Annotated in this window: 22 protein-coding genes and 1 pseudogene; 13 read left to right on the forward strand and 10 right to left on the reverse strand. The window is 65.2% G+C overall.

Features of this window, described 5'->3' with window-relative positions:
• The first annotated feature begins 43 nt into the window (after positions 1–43).
• The 10 genes from paaX to J4G43_RS16540 all read left to right on the forward strand — a co-directional run bounded on the left by paaX (position 44) and on the right by J4G43_RS16540 (position 8,746).
• Positions 44–910 (forward strand): phenylacetic acid degradation operon negative regulatory protein PaaX, encoded by an 867-nt coding sequence (gene paaX, locus J4G43_RS16495; protein WP_166350890.1) that lies wholly within the window; start codon positions 44–46, stop codon positions 908–910.
• Between the two features lie 75 nt (positions 911–985).
• A complete protein-coding gene (gene paaA / locus J4G43_RS16500; protein WP_208085634.1) occupies positions 986–1,978 on the forward strand; it encodes a 1,2-phenylacetyl-CoA epoxidase subunit PaaA in 993 nt (330 codons plus the stop codon).
• A 10-nt stretch (positions 1,979–1,988) separates the two neighbouring features.
• Positions 1,989–2,276: a 1,2-phenylacetyl-CoA epoxidase subunit PaaB gene (paaB, locus tag J4G43_RS16505; RefSeq protein ID WP_014496929.1), complete on the forward strand. Its 288-nt coding sequence runs from the start codon at positions 1,989–1,991 to the stop codon at positions 2,274–2,276.
• Positions 2,276–3,052 carry a 1,2-phenylacetyl-CoA epoxidase subunit PaaC gene (gene paaC / locus J4G43_RS16510; RefSeq protein ID WP_208085635.1) on the forward strand — a complete coding sequence of 259 codons (777 nt, stop codon included), beginning with the start codon at positions 2,276–2,278 and terminating at the stop codon, positions 3,050–3,052. Before paaB ends, paaC begins: the two co-directional genes overlap by 1 nt.
• Entirely contained in the window at positions 3,046–3,549 is a 504-nt protein-coding gene (gene paaD / locus J4G43_RS16515; RefSeq protein ID WP_208085636.1) for a 1,2-phenylacetyl-CoA epoxidase subunit PaaD, read from the forward strand. The genes paaC and paaD overlap by 7 nt, the downstream gene beginning before the upstream one ends.
• A 2-nt stretch (positions 3,550–3,551) precedes the next feature.
• Complete coding sequence (gene paaE / locus J4G43_RS16520) at positions 3,552–4,634, forward strand: 1,2-phenylacetyl-CoA epoxidase subunit PaaE (protein WP_208085637.1); 1,083 nt, start codon at positions 3,552–3,554, stop codon at positions 4,632–4,634.
• Between the two features lie 55 nt (positions 4,635–4,689).
• On the forward strand, positions 4,690–5,139 hold the full coding sequence (gene paaI / locus J4G43_RS16525; protein ID WP_208085638.1) for a hydroxyphenylacetyl-CoA thioesterase PaaI: 450 nt from the start codon (positions 4,690–4,692) through the stop codon (positions 5,137–5,139).
• Positions 5,140–5,168: 29 nt separating this feature from the next.
• Positions 5,169–6,500 carry a phenylacetate--CoA ligase PaaK gene (gene paaK, locus J4G43_RS16530; RefSeq protein ID WP_208085639.1) on the forward strand — a complete coding sequence of 444 codons (1,332 nt, stop codon included), beginning with the start codon at positions 5,169–5,171 and terminating at the stop codon, positions 6,498–6,500.
• A gap of 180 nt (positions 6,501–6,680) precedes the next feature.
• Positions 6,681–7,685, forward strand: a complete 1,005-nt coding sequence (locus J4G43_RS16535) for a quinone oxidoreductase family protein (RefSeq protein ID WP_208085640.1) — start codon at positions 6,681–6,683, stop codon at positions 7,683–7,685.
• 2 nt (positions 7,686–7,687) lie between these two features.
• On the forward strand, positions 7,688–8,746 hold the full coding sequence (locus J4G43_RS16540; RefSeq protein WP_208085641.1) for a YeeE/YedE family protein: 1,059 nt from the start codon (positions 7,688–7,690) through the stop codon (positions 8,744–8,746).
• On the opposite strand, the gene J4G43_RS16545 is transcribed toward J4G43_RS16540, so the two are convergent.
• Positions 8,725–9,639 carry a DMT family transporter gene (locus tag J4G43_RS16545; protein ID WP_208085642.1) on the reverse strand — a complete coding sequence of 305 codons (915 nt, stop codon included), beginning with the start codon at positions 9,637–9,639 and terminating at the stop codon, positions 8,725–8,727. The genes J4G43_RS16540 and J4G43_RS16545 overlap by 22 nt on opposite strands.
• 82 nt (positions 9,640–9,721) lie before the next feature.
• On the opposite strand from J4G43_RS16545, the gene pdxR reads away from it, so the two are divergent.
• Positions 9,722–11,167, forward strand: coding sequence for a MocR-like pyridoxine biosynthesis transcription factor PdxR (gene pdxR, locus J4G43_RS16550; RefSeq protein WP_225004930.1), 1,446 nt, complete (start codon positions 9,722–9,724; stop codon positions 11,165–11,167).
• 61 nt (positions 11,168–11,228) lie between these two features.
• On the opposite strand, the gene J4G43_RS16555 is transcribed toward pdxR, so the two are convergent.
• Genes J4G43_RS16555 through J4G43_RS16575 form a run of 5 tightly spaced genes read right to left on the reverse strand, consistent with a single transcriptional unit; the run spans position 11,229 to position 16,000 of the window.
• Positions 11,229–12,452 (reverse strand): bifunctional alpha/beta hydrolase/OsmC family protein, encoded by a 1,224-nt coding sequence (locus J4G43_RS16555; RefSeq protein ID WP_208085643.1) that lies wholly within the window; start codon positions 12,450–12,452, stop codon positions 11,229–11,231.
• A 25-nt stretch (positions 12,453–12,477) separates the two neighbouring features.
• Positions 12,478–13,140: a sulfite oxidase-like oxidoreductase gene (locus J4G43_RS16560; RefSeq protein WP_208085644.1), complete on the reverse strand. Its 663-nt coding sequence runs from the start codon at positions 13,138–13,140 to the stop codon at positions 12,478–12,480.
• Positions 13,141–13,143: 3 nt separating this feature from the next.
• Positions 13,144–14,478, reverse strand: a complete 1,335-nt coding sequence (locus J4G43_RS16565; RefSeq protein ID WP_085403954.1) for an MFS transporter — start codon at positions 14,476–14,478, stop codon at positions 13,144–13,146.
• Between the two features lie 32 nt (positions 14,479–14,510).
• A complete protein-coding gene (locus J4G43_RS16570; protein ID WP_208085645.1) occupies positions 14,511–15,731 on the reverse strand; it encodes a cytochrome P450 in 1,221 nt (406 codons plus the stop codon).
• Positions 15,732–15,790: 59 nt separating this feature from the next.
• Complete coding sequence (locus tag J4G43_RS16575; protein ID WP_007607931.1) at positions 15,791–16,000, reverse strand: ferredoxin; 210 nt, start codon at positions 15,998–16,000, stop codon at positions 15,791–15,793.
• Between the two features lie 155 nt (positions 16,001–16,155).
• Between J4G43_RS16575 and J4G43_RS16580 the strand changes: the two genes are divergently transcribed.
• The gene (locus tag J4G43_RS16580) at positions 16,156–16,803 is read left to right on the forward strand and encodes a TetR/AcrR family transcriptional regulator (protein ID WP_208085646.1); all 648 of its coding nucleotides are present in this window, start codon (positions 16,156–16,158) and stop codon (positions 16,801–16,803) included.
• Here the strand turns inward: J4G43_RS16580 and J4G43_RS16585 are convergent.
• The 4 genes from J4G43_RS16585 to J4G43_RS16600 all read right to left on the reverse strand — a co-directional run bounded on the left by J4G43_RS16585 (position 16,800) and on the right by J4G43_RS16600 (position 20,874).
• Positions 16,800–17,450, reverse strand: coding sequence for an aspartate/glutamate racemase family protein (locus tag J4G43_RS16585; RefSeq protein ID WP_208085647.1), 651 nt, complete (start codon positions 17,448–17,450; stop codon positions 16,800–16,802). The genes J4G43_RS16580 and J4G43_RS16585 overlap by 4 nt on opposite strands.
• 172 nt (positions 17,451–17,622) lie before the next feature.
• Positions 17,623–18,636: an amino acid ABC transporter substrate-binding protein gene (locus J4G43_RS16590; RefSeq protein WP_063984716.1), complete on the reverse strand. Its 1,014-nt coding sequence runs from the start codon at positions 18,634–18,636 to the stop codon at positions 17,623–17,625.
• Positions 18,637–18,648: 12 nt separating this feature from the next.
• The gene (locus tag J4G43_RS16595; RefSeq protein WP_208085648.1) at positions 18,649–19,998 is read right to left on the reverse strand and encodes an aspartate aminotransferase family protein; all 1,350 of its coding nucleotides are present in this window, start codon (positions 19,996–19,998) and stop codon (positions 18,649–18,651) included.
• Positions 19,999–20,001: 3 nt separating this feature from the next.
• Positions 20,002–20,874: a MurR/RpiR family transcriptional regulator gene (locus J4G43_RS16600; protein WP_208085649.1), complete on the reverse strand. Its 873-nt coding sequence runs from the start codon at positions 20,872–20,874 to the stop codon at positions 20,002–20,004.
• An 87-nt stretch (positions 20,875–20,961) separates the two neighbouring features.
• On the opposite strand from J4G43_RS16600, the pseudogene J4G43_RS16605 reads away from it, so the two are divergent.
• Positions 20,962–22,148: pseudogene (locus J4G43_RS16605) on the forward strand (amino acid ABC transporter permease).

Raw genomic sequence — 22,148 nt, forward strand, 5'->3', positions numbered from 1 at the left:
CCGTCCATTGTCGCGCCCGCACCAAACGCGCTATGCCTCGGGCATGGCGCATCCGCTCTCCCGCATCATCGACCAGCTCAAGCGTGAGCCGTCACGCACGGGCTCCATCGTCATCACCGTGTTCGGCGACGCCATCGTGCCGCGCGGCGGCTCGGTGTGGCTCGGCACGCTGTTGGAGTTCTTCGAGAGTGTGGACATCGATAGCGGCGTGGTGCGCACCGCGATGTCACGCCTTGCTGCCGATGGCTGGCTGACACGCGAAAAGGTTGGCCGGAACAGTTTTTATCGCCTGGCCGATAAAGGAAGTCAGACCTTCGAGGCCGCCACGCGCCACATCTACGATCCGCCATCGTCGGACTGGACCGGGCGCTTCGAGCTGCTCCTGATCGGCAACGGCGAGGATCGCGACGTCTCGCGCGAAGCGCTGCGCAACGCGGGCTTCGGCAGTCCGCTGCCCGGCGTGTGGGTCGCGCCATCAGGTGTGCCGGTGCCGGACGAGGCTGCCGGAGCGATCCGTCTTGAAGTCTCGGCTGAGGATGACAGCGGGCGCCGTCTGCTCAGCGCGAGCTGGCCGCTGGACCGCACCGCCGACGCCTATCTGAAATTCATGAAGACGTTCGAGCCGCTCCGTGCCGCTATCGCGCGCGGTGCGGATCTGTCCGAGGCGGACGCCTTCACCGCGCGCATCCTGCTGATCCACTACTATCGCCGCGTCGTGTTGCGCGATCCGCTGCTGCCCGAGAGCCTGCTGCCGGGCGACTGGCCTGGCAGGGCAGCACGTGAACTCTGCGGCGAGGTCTATCGCGCGCTGCTTGCGCCGTCGGAACAATGGCTTGATAGCCATGGAACCAACGAGAAGGGGCCACTGCCGCCGGCTCGAAAGCTCCTGGAGCGGAGGTTCGAGGCCTGATTTATATGTTACAGAAATATCTTGCATGAAGTAGTTTCTGTTATATATTGCCTCCCAATAAACGGGAGGATGCGCATGTATACCCAGGCGCTGAATACGGCCGAGACCGACGATCGCGGTCTCGAGGATGCGGCGAAGGCTGCGCAGTTCCAGGCCCGCATCGATGCCGAGGAGCGCATCGAGCCGAACGACTGGATGCCGGCGGCCTATCGCAAGACGCTCACCCGCCAGATCTCCCAGCACGCCCATTCCGAAATCGTTGGCATGCTGCCTGAGGGCAACTGGATCACGCGCGCGCCGACCTTGCGCCGCAAGGCGGCGCTGCTGGCCAAGGTGCAGGACGAGTGCGGCCACGGGCTCTATCTCTATGCCGCCGCCGAGACGCTCGGCACCTCGCGTGAAGAGCTGGTCGATGCCATGCTCGCCGGCAAGGCCAAATATTCCTCGATCTTCAACTATCCGACGCTGACCTGGGCCGATATCGGCACCATCGGCTGGCTGGTCGACGGCGCTGCGATCATGAACCAGATCCCGTTGTGTCGCTGCTCCTATGGCCCGTACGCACGCGCGATGATCCGCGTCTGCAAGGAGGAATCTTTCCACCAGCGCCAGGGCTACGAGATCATGCTGACGCTGTGCCGCGGCTCGGATGAGCAGAAGGCGATGGCGCAGGATGCGCTGAACCGCTGGTGGTGGCCGGTGCTGATGATGTTCGGTCCGCCCGATGCGACGAGCCAACACAGCGACACATCGACCAAGTGGAAGATCAAGCGCTTCTCCAATGACGAGCTACGCCAGAAATTTGTCGATGCCACCGTGCCGCAGGCGCAATATCTCGGGCTCACCATCCCCGATCCCGGCATGACGCAGGACGCCGAAGGCCACTGGCGCTACAGCGAGATCGACTGGACCGAATTCAAACAGGTGCTCGCCGGCAACGGCCCCTGCAACCGCGATCGGCTCGCCGCGCGTCGCAAGGCGCACGATGAGGGCGCCTGGGTGCGTGAGGCGGCAGCTAGCTATGCCGCAAAGCGCGCGCAGCGTCAGACCGCACAAGCCGCGGAATAAGGAGATCATGATGGCCACGCCAAATACGCCGCTGTGGGAGGTCTTCATTCGCAGCCGCAACGGGCTCGCGCACAAGCATGTCGGCTCGCTGCATGCGAACGACGCCACCATGGCCCTGCAGGCCGCACGCGACATCTACACCCGCCGCGGCGAGGGCCTGTCGATCTGGGTCGTGCCGTCGACCGCGATCACCGCGAGCGATCCCGCCGAGAAGGGAATGATGTTCGAGCCGGCGGAATCGAAGATCTACCGGCATCCGACCTTCTATGAGGTGCCTGAGGAAGTGGGGCACATGTGATGCTTGTGGCCAACGTCCAGGTCGCGGAAACGCCGCTGGTGCTCTATGCGCTGCGCCGCGCCGACGATGCGCTGATCCTCGGTCATCGCCTGTCGGAATGGTGCGGACATGCGCCGATGCTGGAAGAGGACATGGCGCTCTCCAACATCGCGCTCGATCTCATCGGCCAGGCGCGTGAGCTCTACACCTACGCCGCCAAGGCCGAAGGCAAGGACAACAACGAGGACAAGCTCGCCTATTTGCGCGACGTCAGGCAGTACCGCAACCTTCTGCTGGTCGAGCAGCCGAATGGCGACTTTGCCCAGACCCTGGTGCGGCAGTTCTTCTATTCCGCCTTCGCGGACCTTTATTGGCGCGCAATGATGGCCTCGCGTGATCCGACGCTCGCGGCCATTGCCGCCAAGTCCGAGAAGGAGAGCGCTTATCATCTGCGCCATGCCTCGGAATGGATCATTCGGCTCGGCGACGGCACCGGTGAGAGTCACGCCAGGGCGCAGGCCGCGATCGACCACCTCTGGGCCTTCACCGGTGAGATGTTCGCCGTCGATGACGGAGAGCGCGCCCTGATCCATGCCGGTATCGCGATTGATCCCGGCAGCTTGCGCGGTCGCTGGCTGACGACACTCTCCGATGTCGTCAGCGAAGCAACACTCACACTGCCGCAAAACGACTGGATGCAGCAAGGTGGGCGTTCCGGCCGCCACAGCGAGCATCTCGGCCATCTCCTGTCCGAGCTGCAATCGATGCAACGCACCTTCCCGGGGCAGACATGGTGACGGTGCTTGAACGCGACAGCGAGCTGCGCCGGCGCGCCTGGGATGCCGCGGCGGGCGTCGTTGACCCGGAAATCCCGGTGCTGACCATCGCCGATCTCGGCGTGCTCCGTGATGTCGTGCTCGACGGCGATCATGTCGAGGTCGCGATCACCCCGACCTATTCGGGCTGCCCTGCGATGAACATGATCGCGCTCGAAATCGAGCTTGCGTTGGAACGCGCCGGTTTTCGCCAGCCGAAAGTGCGCACCGTGCTGTCGCCGGCATGGACCACCGACTGGATGAGCGAGGAGGGCCGCCGCAAGCTGCACGCCTACGGCATCGCGCCACCGCAGGCGTCAAGCTCACGCCGCGCGCTGTTCGGCGAACAGGCCATCGCGTGCCCGCAATGCGGCTCTGACAAGACCGAGCTGCTGTCCGAATTCGGCTCGACCTCCTGCAAGGCGCTGTGGCGCTGCAAGGCCTGCCGCGAACCCTTCGATTATTTCAAGTGTCATTGATCATGTCCGCAGCCGCACCGCGCTTTCATCGCCTGACCGTCCACGACCTCCGCCGCGAGGCGGCCGACGCCGTGTCGATGACCTTCGCGGTCCCCGGCGAACTCGCGGGCGATTACGCTTTCGCGCCCGGCCAGTACCTCACGCTCCGCACCATGCTCGATGGCGAGGAAGTCCGGCGCTCCTATTCGATCTGCTCGGGTCCTGACGATGGCGAGATCCGCATTGCCGTGAAGAAGGTCGACGGCGGAGCATTTTCGAACTGGGCGGCGGATGAACTCAAATGCGGCGACGAGCTCGACGTCATGACGCCGACCGGACGCTTCGGCGTGATCCCGCCGGCAGATAGCGGACGCATCCATGTCGGCTTTGCCGCAGGCTCCGGCATCACGCCGATCCTGTCGATCGTCAAGGGCGTGCTCGCGCGCGAGCCGGACAGCCGCTTCTTCCTGTTCTACGGCAACCGCGCCACCGACAACATCATGTTCCTGGAGGCACTCGAGGAGCTGAAGGACCGCTTCATCGATCGCCTCTCGATCTTCCACGTCATCTCCGGCGAGGAGCAGGACATCCCGATCCTGCATGGCCGGCTCGACGGCGACAAGGTGAGAGTGCTGCTGCGTTCCCTGGTGCCGGCCGCGAGTGTCGATCATGTTTTCATCTGTGGTCCCCTTGGCATGAGCGAGGAAATCGAGGCGACTTGCAGGGATCTCGGCATCGCGGAGGAGCGCATCCACGTGGAGCGCTTCGTCTCCGAATTCGGCGGCAAGCCGCTGCCGAAGAAGGCCGTTGCGCCCGACGCGCCGCCAAAGGCGATCGCCTCGCTGATCATCGACGGCAAGCGTCGCGACGTGCCGGTTGCCGAGGACGAGGCGATCCTCGATGCCGCGCTGCGCGCCGGCGTCGATCTGCCCTTCGCCTGCAAGGGCGGCATGTGCTCGACCTGCCGCGCCAAGCTGGTCGAGGGCGAGGCGCCGATGGACATCAACTATTCACTGGAGCCCTGGGAATTGAAGGCCGGCTTCGTCCTGACCTGCCAGGCGAAGCCATCGTCGGAGCGGGTCGTGGTCGATTACGATCACGTTTGACAGTTATGGCCAGGCAGCAGAGCATTGTGGCCAAGCATTCAGCCGGGAGAAGCGCGTGAACGTCAAAGCCAACCTGTCGCCCGACGATATTGCCCGCGCCTGCGCCGACGCGATGTGGGCGGAGGATGATGCCTCCAAGGGTCTCGGCATGGAGGTCGTCGAGATTGGTCCGGGCTTTGCGACGCTGGCGATGAATGTGCGGCCGGACATGGTCAACGGCCAGCGCATCGCCCATGGCGGCTTCATCTTCACGCTCGCCGATTCCGCCTTCGCCTTTGCCTGCAATTCGCACAATGAACGTGTCGTGGCGGCACAGGGCCAGATCACGTTCATCAAGCCGGGCAAGCTTGGTGACCGCCTCGTTGCAAAAGCGCGCGAGGTCAGCCGTGGCGGACGCTCAGGCATCTACGATGTGCGCGTGACGGTGGGCGACACCGTCATCGCGGAATTCCGGGGGCATTCGCGTGTCATTTTTGGCACGTGGCTGCCGACGCAAGATCAATAAAAAGAACCAACCAATGTGGGGAAACGAGCATGGCTCTGACGAGGCTCAAGGAAGGTGGCAACGGCTATCGTGCCGAGATGGACGCGCATGAGCGCGCGTCGCGTGATGAGATCATGGCGCTGCAAAAGCAGCGGCTGGCCTGGTCGCTGAAGCACGCCTACGACAACGTCGCGCATTATCGCCAGGCCTTCGACAAGGCCGGCGCGCATCCGTCCGACTTTCGCGAACTCTCTGATCTCTCGAAATTCCCGTTCACGGTGAAGACGGATCTGCGCGACAATTATCCCTTCAACATGTTCGCCGTGCCCCGTGAAAAGCTGGTGCGCGTGCATGCCTCCTCCGGCACCACGGGTAAGCCGATCGTGGTGGGCTATACGCAGCGCGACATCGACACCTGGTCGGAGGTGATGGCGCGCTCGATTCGCGCCGCCGGCGGCCGCACCGGCATGATCATCCACAACGCCTATGGCTACGGCCTGTTTACCGGCGGATTGGGCGTGCACTACGGCGCCGAAAAACTCGGCTGCACCGTGGTGCCGATCTCCGGCGGCATGACCGAGCGGCAGGTGCAACTCATCAACGACTTCCGACCCGACATCATCACGGTGACGCCGAGCTACATGCTGGCGATCCTCGACGAGTTCAAACGCCAGAAGCTCGACCCGCGCCAGTGCTCGCTCAAGGTCGGCATCTTCGGCGCCGAGCCCTGGACCAATGCGATGCGCGGCGAGATCGAGGACGCCTTCGACATGGATGCGACCGACATCTATGGCCTCTCTGAAGTGATCGGCCCCGGCGTCGCGCAGGAATGCATCGAGACCAAGGACGGTCTGCACATCTGGGAGGACCATTTTTATCCCGAGGTGATCGACCCGGAGACCGGCGCGGTGCTGCCGGATGGCGCGAATGGCGAGCTGGTCTTCACCTCGCTGACCAAGGAAGCCTTCCCGGTGATCCGCTATCGCACCCGCGATCTGACGCGGCTGCTGCCGGGCACGGCGCGGCCGGGCATGCGGCGGATGGAGAAGGTGACGGGCCGCTCGGACGACATGATCATCCTGCGCGGTGTCAATCTGTTCCCGACCCAGATCGAGGAGGTGCTGCTCGCGACCGACTGGTGCGGCGGGCATTTCATTCTTGAACTCACCCGCGAAGGCCGCATGGACGAGCTGACCATCATTGCCGAGGCGCGCCCGGAGAGCTGGGACGGCCGGGGGCTCGTCGATCACGCCGACCGCATTTCGACCCACATCAAGAACACCATCGGAATCAGCTCAAACGTGCGGGTGGTCGCCCCCGCCACGCTGGAGCGCTCGCTGGGCAAGGCCAAGCGCCTCTACGACAAGCGGCCGAAGGACTAGCTGTCGCTCCTCATGGTGAGGAGGCGCGTAGCGCCGTCTCGAACCATGAAGGCCCGGATGTTGCAGCGCGGGCCTGCATCCTTCGAAACGCCGCTCGCGCGGCTCCTCAGGATGAGGGGAGGCGGTTGACTTGACCGGTCCCAAAGGCGACAAGGCCCGCGAGAAATCGTGGGTCTTTCGATGTCACCAGCCGATCGCGAAACCGTCGAAGCGCGCTGCGTCCGCCTCAATGCCAAGGCCGATAATGCTGCGGCGATCGCGCCGCTGATCGAGCATCATATGCTCGCGCGCGGTCCGAAGGATCTCCTGATCGAGATAAGGGCCGCCGCCGTCAACCCGTCCGATGTGAAGGCTGCGACCGGGCTGATGCCCTACGCGGTCTTCCCCCGCACGCCCGGCCGCGATTATGCCGGCGTGGTGATTGACGGGCCGGCCGATACGATCGGCCGCGAGGTGTTCGGCTCTTCCGGCGATCTCGGCATCCGCCGTGACGGCACCCATGCCAGCCATCTCGTCGTCGAAGCCGACGCCGTGGTGGAGAAGCCGAAGACGGTGTCCTGGGAGGAGGCAGCCGGCATCGGCGTGCCCTTCGTCACCGCAATGGAAGGCTTTCGCCGCGCCGGCATTCCGAAGCCCGGCGAAACCGTGCTGGTGTTCGGCGTCAACGGCAAGGTCGGTCAGGCCGCGGTCCAGATCGCGACCTGGCAGGGCGCGCGCGTCATCGGCGTGGTGCGTAAGGCGGAAGCCTACGAGGGCCATGCCAACGCAGCCATCGAGGTGATTGACGCCTCGGCGACCGATGTCGCCACGCGCGTGCGCGAACTGACCGGCGGCAAGGGGGTCGACATCGTCTTCAACACCGTCGGCGATCCCTATTTCCAGGCCGCGCACAAATCGCTCGGATTGCGCGGCCGCCAGATCCTGATCGCCGCGATCGACCGCATCGTGCAGTTCAACATTCTCGAATTCTACCGCGGGCAACACACCTATGTCGGCATCGACACGCTCGGGCTGTCCTCGGCCGCAACCGGCGCGGTGCTGCACGACCTCGGCCCCGGCTTTGCGAGCGGTCACCTGAAGCCGTTCCCGATCAACGCGAATGCCGTCTATCCGCTGGAGCGCGCCAAGGAGGCCTATGTCGCGGTCGCCGGTTCGTCGCGGGATCGCGTGATCCTGAAGCCTTGACCATGGACTCGTCCACTCAACTCGTCATCCTCGCCGGCCTCATCATCGGACTCATCTATGGCGCCGTGGGCCTGCTCAGCGGCTTCTGCCTGATGAGCAGCATGCGCGGCTGGCTGGCCGAAGGAGACGGGCGGCTGGTGCGGACCTTTGCGATGGCGATTGCGGTTGCGGTTGCTGCGAGCCAATTCCTTGCCGGTAGCGGCATGGTCGATCTCGGCAAGTCGATCTATCTGCAACAGTCCTTTTCAGTGCCGGTGCTGTTCCTCGGCGGCCTGTTGTTCGGCTACGGCATGGTGTTGTCGAACGGCTGCGGCTCGCGGGCGCTGGTGCTGCTCGGCCGCGGCAATCTCCGCTCCTTCGTCGTCGTGATCGTGCTCGCCATCGCCGCGCAGATGACGCTCAAGGGCCTGATCGCGCCGGCGCGCATTGCGCTGGTTCAGGCCTCGCAAACGACCGTCAACGCCAATTCGCTGCCGTCACTGCTGGCGACGCTCGGTCCCGGTGAAGGGGTCTCGCGCGCGCTGAGCGCTGCTGCAATCGCCGTTGCGCTGATCCTGTTTGCGTTCGCACACCCGGCGTTCCGGCGTTCGCCCGGCCAGATTGCAGCCGGTGTCGTCGTCGGCCTCCTGGTCGCCAGCGGCTGGTTCGTCACTGGCTATCTCGGCGCCGACGATTTCAATCCGGTCCCGGTGACGTCGCTCACCTTCGTCGCGCCGATCGCCGATAGCCTGCAATACGCCATGCTCTCGACCGGTCTGACGCTCAATTTCGGCATCGCCACCGTGGCCGGCGTTCTCGCCGGCAGTCTCGTCACCGCACTCGCCACGGGCCGCTTTCACCTCGAAGGTTATTCCTCGCCGCGCCACATGCTGCGGTCTGCCGGTGGCGCCGCGCTGATGGGGATCGGCGGCGTGATGGCGTTCGGCTGCTCGATCGGGCAGGGGCTCACCGGCGTATCGACACTCGCTCTGGGCTCGTTCGTCGCGGTCGCCGGCATCCTGCTCGGCACGACGGCCGGCCTGCGCGGTGCACTGCGGGTTCAGCCGCTCGCGGTGGCCTGACCGCGCAGCAGCCGGTCGCCCAGCGTCGCAAGACCGATGCCGGTGATGATCAGTCCGGCCGCGACAGCAAGGCTCATGTCGATCGGCTCACCCAGCAGGATCGCAGCACTGGCGATACCGACGAGCGGCGTCCCGGTGGTGCCGAGCGAGGTCGTCAGGGCCGAGATGCTCTTGTTGACCATCGACATCGCCCAATAGGCCAGCGCCGTTCCGATCAGGCCGGAATACAGGAAAAGCAGCACGAGCTTCCACGACCATTCCGCGTGCGGCGGGCCCTCCATGATAACAGCCGATCCCGTCAGTACGATCGTCGCTACGAGCACCTGCCAGAGCAGGAGCTGGAGCGGCGATGCAATCCAGCGATGCGCGCTCATATAGATGATGTTCGCGGCCCAGGACATCGCGGCCAGGACGACCATGCCGGCCCCGAGCAGGACGTTGGTATTGGTCCAATCGATCGACGTGGGGTTCAGGATCACGGCAAGGCCGATCAGTCCGAGCAAGGCGCCGGCGAGCTTGGGCGCCGTCAGCGTATCCTTCCCCAGCAAGGGCGCGGCGATCGCGACCCAGAGCGGCGTGGTGTAGCCGAGCACGATCGCTTTGCTCGCGGGCAGGAAGCGCACACCGGCCGCAACCAGAACCGAGAACACCGTCATGTGCAGCAGCGCGACGCTCAGGATCACCGGAATGTCGCGCCGCTCCGGGATCATCAGATTGTTGCTCAGCCCGAGGATCACGAACAATCCGGCCAGCGCGATCCAGCTCCGGATCGCCGAAGTCCACAGTGGCGGGAGGAACTGGACGAGTTGCTTCGTCACCGACCAGTTCACGCCCCAGGCCAGCACGACGATCAGGAACAGGCCGACGGCCGCGCGGGAGGAGAGGGAGTTCATCGCAAAATCCTTGAAGCAGTCCAGTCCGGCGCATAGCATCCGGATTGGCACCTGAAAAAGTGCCAGATCGGAAAGGAATAAGGTGCCAGTTTCGGAAGGTGTGATCTCCGCCCTGATCGAGCTGAAGCGGACCGACGACGAGGGGCTGACGGCGCAACTGACGAGCCAGCTGCGAGACCTGATCGCGACCGGTCGGCTCGGCAAAGGTCGCGCGCTGCCGTCGAGCCGCCGGCTCGCGAGCGACCTCGGCGTGTCGCGCAACACCGTTACTTATGCCTTCGAGCAGCTCGCCGCCGAGGGATATCTCGAGGCGTCGCATGGTCGTCGTCCCATGGTCACGGTCGACGGCGGCCGTAACGAAGAGGCGGGTGCCGTCGCACCGAGCGTCCGCTCTGGCAAGCCGCGGCTCTCGCCCTGGGCGTCGAAGCTCAAGCAAACCGACTGGCCGATGTCCTATCAGGCGCCGCTAAAACCCCTGCGTCCGGGGCATGGAGATGCGCGGGAGTTTCCGCACGAAGTGTGGGCCCGCTGCCTGCGCCGCAGCGCGGTGCGCGCAGCCAAGCGTGAGCTTGGACCGGTCAACCGGACGCGCCTGCGCCAGGCGCTGGCGCACTATCTGGCCGCCAGCAGGGGCGTCCGCGCCACCGCAGACCAGATCCTGATCCTGCCGAGTGCGCAGGCCGCGCTGACCCTGATTGCGGCTGCGCTCATCACGCCCGGCGACGATGTCTGGGTCGAGGACCCCGGCTATCCCGGCGCTGCGGCGGCTTTCCGCGCGTCCGGCGCGCGCGTGACGGGGATGAAGCTGGATGAGCAGGGCATGCAGCGGATGCCGGGCATCGCCGCGCCAAAGCTCATCTTCATGACGCCCTCGCATCAGCACCCGACCGGGCGGCTGATGTCGCTCGCGCGCCGCACTGAATTCCTGGGCATGAGCAGGCCAGGCGAGACCTGGATCGTCGAAGACGATTACGACGGCGAATTCCATTATGACAGCCGGCCGGTGCCGGCCTTGCAGGGGTTAGACGCCCACGGCCGCGTGTTCTATGTCGGAACGTTCTCGAAGGCGATGACGTCGGATATCCGGCTCGGCTATGTCGTCGCGCCACCGGGGCTGGTCGGCACCCTCGAGATCGCACAGCGGCACATCGGGCTGATCGCCTCCAGCCACATCCAGGAAGCGCTGGCGGAGTTCATCGCCGACGGGCATTTTCTCGCGCATCTGCGCCGGATGCGGCGGCTCTATCACGCGCGCCGCGATCACCTCGTCGAGGGACTGGAGCGCCATCTGGGCGAAGTTCTGTCCGCTGAAGTGCCGTCGGGCGGCATCCAGCTGGTCGCCCGCCTCAAGCGCGGTCGCGCCGATCAGGCGGCGGTACAACGGCTGGTCGAGGCAGGCGTCGAAACGCGGGCCCTGTCCAGCCTGGCGCTCGGCCGTCCACGCGACCATGGCCTGCTGCTCGGCTTCGCGGCCTGGCGCGAGAATGAGATCAGCGCAGCGGTGCGGACGATGGCGTCGTGCTTCTAGAGCATGATCCGGAAAAGTGTGAAGCGGTTTTCCGAAAAGATCATGCTTAAACAATAACGCGCTAGTCCACGGCCTTCGTTACGATGCGGATCTCCGAGGTCAGCGTCCGGTGCACCGGGCACTTGTCGGCGATCTCCATCAGCTTCTTGCGTTGCTCCGCATCGAGCGCGCCGTCGATCGCGATGTCGCGCTCGATCTGGTCGAGCATGCCATCGCGCGTCTCGCACTCCGCGCAGTCCTTGGCGTAGATTTTCGAATGCTTCAGCGTGACCGTGACGCGATCGAGCGGCAGCGATTTGCGATCGGCATAGAGGCGCATGGTCATGGAGGTGCAGGCACCCAGCCCGGCGAGCAGGAAGTCGTAAGGGCCGGGGCCGGCATCCTCGCCGCCAGCGGCGACCGGCTCGTCAGCCACCAGATGGTGCGGGCCGACGGTGATGAGCTGGTTGAACTTGCTCTTGCGGGTCTCCTGCACGACCACTTTGCGCGGCTCTTCCGCGAGATCCATCGCCTTCGCGGGCTTCGCGGTGTCGATGTAGCGGCTGGCCCAGGCCGCGATCACGTCGGCCGCGTAGAGGGCGTCGGCCGGCTTGGTCAGGAGATGATCGGCGTGGTCGAGCGAGACGAAGCTCTTGGGGTGCTTGGCCGCAACGAAAATCTTGGTCGCATTGTCGATGCCGACGGTGTCGTCGACAGGGGACTGCATCACGAGCAGGGCCTTGTGCAGGCCGGTGATGTCCTTCATCAGTTCTTGCTCGGCGATGTCGTCGAGGAATTCGCGCTTGATGCGGAACGGGCGCCCCGCGAGCGAGACCTCGACTTCGCCCTGCGCGCGGATGCTGTCGAGATGCTCGCTGAACAGACCGGTGACGTGAGCGGGATCGGACGGCGCCGCGATGGTCACGACAGCCTTGGCTTCCGGAATCCTTCCGGCCGCGGCGAGGATCGCGGCACCGCCGAGGCTGTGGCCGATCAGGATCGATGGCGCCGTGCGGAGCTGGCGCAGATGATCGGCGGCGCGCACGAGGTCGGCGACGTTGGAGGTGAACGTCGAATTGGCAAAATCGCCTTCGCTGGAGCCGAGCCCGGTGAAGTCGAAGCGCAGCACCGCAATGCCCGTGGCGGCGAGCGCGACCGAGATGCGTTTTGCTGCCAGCGTGTCCTTGCCGCAGGTGAAGCAGTGCGCGAACAGCGCGTAGGCCGCGGGCTCGCCATCGGGCAGTTCCAGCGCGGCGGCTAGTTGATGGCCACCTTCGCCGGTGAATTGAAAGCGTTCGGTCGGCATGGGCTTCCCCCGTCCTTGCTTGAACCTAATCGGCTGAATAACGCTGCTCGGCCCAAGGATCGCCGCGGTTATGATAGCCGCGGACTTCCCAGAAGCCCGGCGCGTCCTCGGTCAGGAACTCGATGGCCTGAAGCCATTTGGCGCTCTTCCAGAAATACAGATGCGGCACGACGAGCCGTACCGGGCCGCCGTGCTCTTCGGTCAGCGGCTGACCCGACCAGCTGTGGGCGAGCAGCGCGTCCTCGGCGGCAAAGTCTTCCAGCGTGAGGTTGGTGGTGTAGCCGTCATGGGAATGCAGGACCACGAAGCGAGCGTCCTCGCGCGGCTGGCAAGCCGCAAGCAGCTCGCGCGTGGCGAGGCCCTCCCACTCATTGTCGTAGCGCGACCAGGTCGTCACGCAGTGAATGTCGGAGGTGATCTGCGCCTGCTTCTGCGCGGCGAATTCGGCAAAGGTCCAGAACACGGGGGTCTCGATCGCGCCGTAGACGTCGAGCCGCCAGCGTTCGCGCGAAACCGGCGGCACGACTCCGAGATCGAGCACCGGCCAGTCCTTGGTGAGATGCTGGCCCGGCGGCAGTCGCTTATCCTCCGGTCGCGTAACGCGGCCCGTGAGGAAGCGGCCTTCGCGCGCCCATTTCTCCTTGGTGCGCGTCAGCTTGCTGTCGGGCGGCTCGTTGTCGTCGGCCATGAGCTACTCGTGGCGATGCATCGCAGAGGCGTGCTTGGTGTCACGCATGGTGGAATAGATGATCAGCGACAGGCAGATGACGCCGGCGAGATAGTAATAGAACCACTCCTCATGCCCGATGCTCTTGAAATAGAGCGCGATCGCCGGTGCCGTGCCGCCGAAGATCGAGACCGTGATGGCGTAGGGCAGGCCGACGCCGAGGGCGCGGACATTGGTCGGGAACAGCTCGGCCTTCACCACGGCGTTGATCGAGGTGTAACCGGCGACGAACAGCCAAGCGCAGCAGATCAGGATGAAGGCCATGAACGGCGACTTGGTCTCCTTCAGCGTCATCAGCAGCGGCACGGTCGCGAGCGTACCCGCGACGCCGAAAAAGATCAGCAGCGGTTTGCGGCCGATCTTGTCGGAGATCGCGCCGTAGATCGGCTGCAGGATGGTCGCGAAGATCAGCGTGCCGAAGATCACGAAAGTGGTCTGGTCCTCGGTCAGGCCGACCGAGAGCTTGACGAACGTCTGCATGTAGGTGGTGAAGGTGTAGAACGCCGCGGTGCCGCCGGCCGTGAGGCCCACTACCAGCAGCAACTCGCGCGGGTAGCGTAGCAGATTGGCCAGCGAGCCGGTCGGCTTCACCACCTTCTTGGCTTCCTCGAAGGCCTCAGTCTCGTGCAGATTGCGTCTCATCACTGCGGCAAAGATCGCCAGCGCCGCGCCGATCGCAAACGGGATGCGCCAGCCCCAGGCTCTGAGCTCCTCCGGCGTGAGGAAGACCTTTTGCAGGAGCAGCAGCACAATGATCGCGGTGAGCTGGCCGCCGATCAACGTGACGTATTGAAAGCTCGAATAGAAGCCGCGATGCTTGGGATCGGCAACCTCGCTGAGATAGGTCGCGCTGGCACCATATTCGCCGCCGAGGCTCAGGCCTTCGATGACGCGGGCGAGCGCCAGGATCACCGGCGCGGCGAAACCGATGGTCGCATAGGTCGGCGTCAGCGCGATGATCAGCGAGCCGAAGCACATGAAGACAACGGATAATGTCAGCGAGATACGACGGCCGAAATGATCTGCGATGTAGCCGAACAGCCAGCCGCCCAGGGGGCGCATCAGGAAGGTCGCCGCGAACACCACGGCGACGTTCAATTGCTGGACGACGGGGTCGTTGCCGGGGAAGAAGGCCGGAGCGAAATAGAGCGCGAACGCCGTATAGGCGTAAAAATCGTACCACTCGACGAGGTTGCCGATCGAGCCGATGAAGATCGCCTTGATCCGCCGTTTGGCGTCGGCGATGTCGATGTCGATGTCGATGTGATCAGAGGCCGGTAGGGTTGCTTGCTCTGTCACGTCCGGCCTCTCTCCGTTGGTCTTGGAAAGGTCTACATCGCCTTTCCGAACAGAAATGGCAACTGGCGGGGGCCTCTCACGGTGCCCTGTGACCAGGTCACCGTGCCTGCCGGATCGAGGGCGAAGTCCGGGATCCGCTTCAGCCATTCCTCCAGCGCAACCTGCATCTCCATGCGTGCAAGGTTGGAACCGACGCAGCGGTGGATGCCGAGGCCGAAGGCGGCGTGGCGGTTCTCGCGGCGGTCGATCACGACTTTGTCAGCGTCCGGAAACATCTTGGGATCACGGTTCGCGGCCGGGAACGACAGCAGCACCATGTTGCCCGCCTTGACCGGGCAGCCCGAGATCGTGGTCTCCTTGACCACCTCACGGGCCATGGTCACCGGCGAATAGGCCCGCAGCAGCTCCTCCACGGCGATCGGGATCAGCCCGGGCTCGGCGATCAGCCGTTCGCGGTCGGCCGGCGTCCGGGCGAGATGCCAGAGCGAGGAGCCGATCGCACTCCAGGTGGTGTCGATGCCCGCGATCAGGAGCAGCCGCAGCGAACCCAGCACATGGGACTCTTCCAGCGGCTGGCCTTCCTTGTCCTTGGCATTCATCAGATAGGAAATCAGATCGTCAGTCGGCTTCGATCTGCGCTCCTCGATATGCGTCCTGAAATAGGCGCTCATCTCCTGCACGGCCTGGAGCAGCTTGCTCTCGTCCTTGATGCCGAGCTCGAGGATCATGTGGATCCAGTCGATGAACAGATCGCTGTCGCTCTCGGGAATGCCGAGCATGTGGGCGATGGCCTGAACCGGAATATATTTGCTGTAGCGCGCTGCGGCATCGACCTTGCCATCGGCAATGAACCCGTCGATCAGCTCGTTGCAGATCGCGCGCATCCGCGGTTCCAGCTTCTTCATCGCGTCCGGCGTGAAAGGCGGCAACAGCAATTGCTTGGCTGGCTTGTGCACGGGCGGGTCGGAGGTGATCGGCGGAGCGGCGTTCCTGGCGACTTCGGGCCGAACGTCACGGACGATGATGCGGCGCGAGGAGAAATGCTCGGTGTCGTTGGCGATCTCGCGCACCGCCTCATAAGTCGTCGGCATGTAGCAGCCGAGGAAGCGCTTTGTATGCACCACCGGGCTCGCGGAGCGAAGCTCCTCCCAGATCGAGAACGGATCCTCCGTCCATTGCGGATCGGTGTGGTCGAAATCGTTGACCCAGTCGGTGACGGGCGGGTGGGCGACAGGCTGGCTGACGTCGGACATGGCAGGAAATCCCTCGGGGCTCGTGTTCGCTAAAAGCACGCAAGCGGGCAGGGGCCGCGCTACTCCTCGATCACATCGATCGCAATCTCCGGGCAGTTGGATTTGGCAAGCCAGGCCTTGTCTTCGAGTCCGGGCGGCACGGTGCCGTCCCCGGCCTCATGGGCGTTGCCGTATTCGTCCAGCTCGAACAGCTCCGGTGCGAGCGCCTTGCAGCGTGCGTGGCCCTGGCATTTGTCGGGATCGACGTGAACCCTCAGTCGCTCTGTCATGGCGGCTTCCTCGGTCGTGTGCGCGGAGCCCGAAGGCTGGCGCGTTCCTCATGTCAATGTTGTCGGCGGCATTTGCCGCCTATTCTAAGTTATATGCTATTACATTCGCGACAGGCTTCCCCTGTCAAGCGCAAACTTATAGGCTTCGCCGTAACATGCGTTCACAACTCGTCCGTAAGCCGGAGAATACCTACCACCATGGCGATCTCCGTGACGCCCTGATCAAGGCCGCGCTGCGCGAGGCGGAGCAGGGCGGCGCCGAGGCGATCAGCATCAAGGCGCTTGCCAAACAGCTCGGCGTCTCGCAGCCGGCGCCGTATCGGCATTTTGCCGACCGTGATGCGCTGCTAACGGCGGTGACGGCGGAGGCGTTCCGGCAGCTGAGTGCACTTCTGCGCGAGGCGATGGCGAAGCCGTCGAAGCAATCGAAATTGTCGCGGCTGGCGCAGGCGACGCTCGATTTCGGTCTGCGCCGCAACGGCATCTATCGCCTGATGTTCGCTTCCCGCACCGTGTCATGCGCGGCAAAGGGCAGCGAGCTGCACGACGCCACGCGCGAGACTTTCGCGCTGGTGATCGAGGCCCTCGAGGCGCCGGCGGTCGGCTTCTTGCGCGAGCGGCAAGCGCTCAAGATCTGGGCGGCGTTGCATGGCGTGGTGATGCTGGCCGAGCAGGGCCTGTTCACCGGCGAGGCCGCGCATGCCACGCGCGAGGAACTGGTCGAGGACTTTGTGAACGAAACGAAGGCCGCGCTCGTTGCTGCGATCAAGGATGCACGACGTCGGAAAAAGTCCGGCGCCTAGGCCTTCGCTTTCAGCAGCCTCATCAGCTTGTCGACCGCGCTGTCCGGAGTCGTCACGACCGGGCGTCCGGTGGCTTCGGCGACCAGCGGCGCGGTCGCCGCGATGCTGAATTGCGCAAGCGCAATGACGTCGCAATCGCGCAAGTCCTTTGAAGCCTCGACAATCAGCCTGTCGTGCGTGGCGCGGTCGCCGCGATCGAGCGCGGCCAGCGCGCCCTCGGCGAGTTTCGGCACGACCTGGGCGGAGGCCGGAAACTCCGGTGGCATCGAGGCCAGTGTCGGCGGGAAAGTCGAGAGCAGGCCGATGCGCTTGCCCATGGTCACGGCCTGCTCGATCATCGCCTCGTTCGGCTTCAGCACGGGCATCGGCATATGCGCGTGTGCGACGGCCTCGATGCAGGGGCCGAAGGCCGAGCAGGTGAACAGGATTCCGTTCGCTCCCGTAGCTGCCGCATAGTCGCCGAGCGCGAGGAAGCGCTCGGTCATGGCATCGTTGAGCACGCCGTCGCAGGCCAGATCCGCCGACAGGCTGTCGTCGAGCAGGTTCATCAGCCGCGCCTCTGGCCACGCCTTCGCGAACGCAGCCTCGATCGGCGCGATGGAATGCTTGAGGGCGTGGATGAGGGCGATGCGTGGGGGCGTCGTCATTGGAGGTGATTACCTGACAGGTCTCGCGCCCCGGACGCAGCGCAATGCGAAGTACTGCGCTGCAGAGCCGGAGCCCATTGTGGCCGCTGGGTCCCGGCTCTGCGCAGCGGCGTACCGGACGATGCTTCGCATCGCCGGGAACGCTGCAGCGCGTCCGGGACAGGGGAGACACTTACTTGAACGGCACCGCGTACATCAAGCCGCCCTTGCTCCAGAGGCCGTTGAGGCCGCGGTCGAGCTTGAGCGGGCTCGCCTTGCCGACATTGCGCTCGTAGATCTCGCCGTAATTGCCGGTGGCCTTGATCACCGTCACCAGCCATTTGTTGTCGAGACCGAGCCGCGAGCCGAGGTCGCCGGAGGCACCCAGCAGGCGCTGGACCGCCGGCGTCTGTGACTTCGCCATCTCGTCGACATTGCCTTGCGTGACACCGAGTTCCTCGGCCTCGATCAGGCCGTAATGCAACCAGGTGATGATGTCGCTCCAGACTTCGTCACCGTTGCGGGTGAACGGCCCGAGCGGCTCCTTGCTGATGGTCTGCGGCAGCACGACGTAGTCGGCCGGATTCGGCGCCGCGGTCGTGACCGCGCCGGCGAGCGCGGAGGCGTCCTGGGTCATGGCATCGCAGCGGCCGCCGAAGAAGGTCTGGTACATGGTGTCGACGCGGTCGAACACCAGCGGCTTCCAGTCGATGCCGTTGGCGCGGCCGTAATCGCCGAGCGTGACTTCATGCGTGGTGCCCTGCGCGACGCAGACAGTCGCACCCTTCAAATCCTTGATCTCCTTCACGCCGAGATCCTTCTTCACGACAAAGCCCTGGCCGTCATAGAAGTTGACCGGCCCCTGGCGGAGGCCCAGCGTCACGCCGCGCAGATAGGTCTGCGTCGAGTTGCGGTAGAGTACGTCGATCTCGCCCGATTGCAGCGCGGTGAAGCGATTCTGCGCGGTCAGCGAGACGTAGCGCACCTTGCTGGCGTCGCCGAGCACGCCGGCCGCGAGCGCGCGGCAATAATCGACGTCGAGACCCTTGTAATTGCCCTGCGAGTCCGGCGCGGAGAAACCGGCAAAGCCGGCGCTGACGCCGCAGATCAGCGTGCCGCGGCTCTTCACCGTGTCGAGCGTCGCCGCCGACGCGGCAACCGTCGATGCCGCAAGCATGCCGGCTACGATAACCACTTTCCTCATCATATGAATCTCCCCTCAGTGATTGACACTACGCAACACGTTGTCGATGGCGGTGCCGAGCTTGTCGACGATCAGATCGATCTCGGCAGCCGAAGCGATATAGGGCGGCGCCAGCAGCACATGGTCGCCACGGACGCCGTCCACGGTACCGCCGCCGGGATAGCAGCCGAGCCCGTTGGCGAAGGCTTCCGCCTTGATCTTCTGGTTCAGCTTGAGCGCGGGATCGAACGAGGTGCGGCCGGCGCGATCGGCGACGAGCTCGATCGCCCAGAACAGGCCACGGCCCCTGATATCGCCGACATGGCGGTGATTGCCGAAGCGTTCGGTCAGCCGCTGCTCGAGTTGCTTGCCGCGCTCCTTGACGCGGTCGAGCAGGCGGTCCTCGCGGATCACGTCCTGCACCGCGAGCGCGGCCGCGCAGGCGAGCGGATGCGCCAGATAGGTGTGGCCATGCTGGAACGCGCCGGAGCCCGCGCGGATGGTGTCGATGATCTTGCCGCTCGCGAGCATCGCGCCGATCGGCTGGTAGCCGCCGCCGAGGCCCTTTGCGATCGCCTGGATATCAGGAGCAACGCCCTCCTGCTCCCAGGCGTGCGTCGTGCCGGTGCGGCCCATGCCGCTCATGACTTCGTCGAGGATGAGGAGGGCGCCATGCCGGTCGCAGATCTCGCGCACCGCCTTGAAGTAGCCGTCCGGTGCCGTCACCGCACCGGCGGTGGCACCGACGACGGGCTCGGCGAGGAACGCGGCGACGGTGTCGGGGCCCAGCCGCTGAAATTCGCCTTCGAGCTCCGCGGCCAGTCGCGCCACGAACTGCGCATCGGATTCGCCCTCGTGCTTCTCGTGATAGGCAAAGGCCGGCGTCACATGGCTGAAGGCACCGGACAGCAGGGGCGCATAGGGCGCGCGCCGCCAGGCATTGCCACCGGCGGCGAGCGCGCCGAGCGTGTTGCCGTGATAGCTCTGCCGCCGCGCAATGAAGTGCTGCCGCTGCGGCTCGCCGTGCTCGATGAAATATTGCCGCGCCAGCTTGATGCTGGCTTCGATCGCCTCCGATCCGCCACTGACGAAATAGGCGTAGGCGAGACCGCCGGGTTCGTGCCCGACCAGCGTCTCGGCCAGCGCCTCGGCCGGCTCGGAGGAGAAGAAGGCGGTGTGCGCATAGGCCAGCGTCGAGGCTTGTTTTGCCATCGCCGCGATCACGCGCGGATGCTGATGGCCGAGGCAGGAGACGGCTGCGCCGCCGGAGGCGTCGATCACGCGCCGCCCGTCCTCGGCGAAGAGATAGACGCCTTCGCCGCCGATCGCCTTGGGCGGCGTTTCGCGCAACGAACGGTGCAGCACGCGGCTGGTGCGAGCGGCCATGGGTCAACCTTTCTCTGAAACGTATGTGGAGGCCGCGGCGAGCCGCGCCTCGGTGGTTTCCAGGCGCTTCTTGGCGGCCGTGCCGCCGAGCGAGAATGTGACCGCCGCGAGCGATTGCGCAATCGCGATGGCACCCGTGAGACTCGGGAAGAAGCCGGGGGACGAGGCCGCCTCGAACAGCAGCACGTGGTCGGCGCCTTCGGCCATCGGCGCCGAGAGGCTGTCCGCGATCGCGATCAGCGCTGCGCCGGCACGATGGGCGGCCTGCGCAACACGGACGCTCGCATGCGTGTAGGGCAGGAAGCCGATGACGATGACGGCTTCGCCGGGACGAAAGGCGCCGAGATCGAGATCGTCGGGGCCGGATGCGCCGACGAGTTGCACCTGTTCGGGACGGAACAGCCGGAGCTCGTAGTTCACGAGCTCCGCGACGCTCCGGCAGCTTCGGTAACCGGCAATCCAGATCCGCTTGGCGTCGTGCAGCGCGCGGGCGGCATCCGCAATCGGCTGGGCCGGAATGCGCAGAAGGCCGGCGCCCTCGGCCTCGAGCTTGTCGGTGACGAGCGCGACATCGGCGTGCGGGCCGTGACGGCGGCTCTTGGCGCGGCCGGAGAAAGGTGAGATCTGCGACGGCCGCCGCGCTTCGGTGAGTGCCGCGCGCAATTGGTCCCAGCCGGAATAGCCGATGGCCTTGGCAAGCCGCGTGAACGCGGCCGGGTCGGCGCCGGCCTCGGCGGCGAGATCGCGCATCGAACGGGTGGTGGCGTCGTAGTCATTGGCGGCAACGAAGCGGCCGACCTCCTGCAGGCGCAGGGGGAGCGATGGCAACGCAATGCGCAGTTCGCTCAAGGGCGAGGATTTCGCGGGCTCGGCCATGAAACATTTGTTGCACGCTTTTCAGATTGGTGCAACAGTTGACGTGCGCCGCCGGAAATCGTTGCTCGCCAGAAGGATTTTTGTGCTGTGACTTCAGACAGTCCAAGACCGCCGCCCCGCCGTCGCTTCTTCGGCGGATTTGGCCGCCGAGAGCTGCAAGGCCTGTTCTGGCAGGTGCTCGTCGTCGGGATCGTGCTTGGGGTTGTCGCCTTCCTCTGGTCCAACACCGTCACCAATCTCTCGGCCCGCCGCATCACCACCGGCTTCGCTTTCCTCGGCCGCGAAGCCGGCATGCCGATCGCCGACAGCCTGCTCGCCTATAATCCGAGAGACACGTACCTGTGGGCCTTCGTCGTCGGCATCGCCAACACCTTGCGTGTCGCCGTGATCGGCATCGTGCTCGCGACGATCCTGGGCACGCTGATCGGCATTTCGCGTCTCTCCGCCAACTGGCTGTTGTCGCGGCTCGCCGCCGTCTATGTCGAAACGCTCCGCGACATCCCGCTGCTGCTTCAGCTCCTGTTCTGGTACGTCTTGATGCAGGCACTGCCGGCCGCGCGCGCGGCCTGGCGGCCGGTCGAGGGCGTATTTCTGTCCAATCGCGGCCTGATCCTGCCGGCAATCCAGCTGGGCTCGCCGCAGCTCTGGGTGCTCGGTACAGCCGTGCTCGGGCTTGCCGTGTTTTATCTCATCAGGCGATGGCTGATCGCGCAGCAGATGTGCGCGGCAAGCCGCGGCCGGCGTGGCCCTTTGCGGTTGGCTTCATCGTCGCGCTGCCGGCGGCAATGTCCGTGGCGCTTGGTGTGTCCTGGAAGATCGAATGGCCGGAGCTGCGCGGCTTCAACTTCGTCGGCGGGCTGACGCTCGCGCCGGAGTATTTCGCGCTGCTGATCGCGCTCGTGACCTACACCTCGGCCTTCATCGCCGAGATCGTGCGCAGCGGCATCCAGTCCGTGCCGCGCGGACAGTGGGATGCTGCCAATGCGCTCGGCTTGCGCCGCAGCTTCATGCTGCGGCAGATCATCCTGCCGCAGGCGCTGCGCGTCATCGTGCCGCCGATGACAAGCCAGTATCTCAACCTGACAAAGAACTCCTCGCTCGCGGTCGCGATCGGTTACCAGGACGTAGTGTCCGTCGCCAATACCACGCTGAACCAGACCGGGCAGGCGATCGAGGCGATCGCGCTGATCATGGCGGTGTTCCTGACCATCAGCCTCGGCATCAGCTTCTTCATGAACTGGTACAATTCGCGCATCGCGCTGGTGGAGCGCTGA

Source organism: Bradyrhizobium barranii subsp. barranii, from assembly GCF_017565645.3.
GTDB classification, from domain to species: Bacteria; Pseudomonadota; Alphaproteobacteria; order Rhizobiales; family Xanthobacteraceae; genus Bradyrhizobium; species Bradyrhizobium barranii.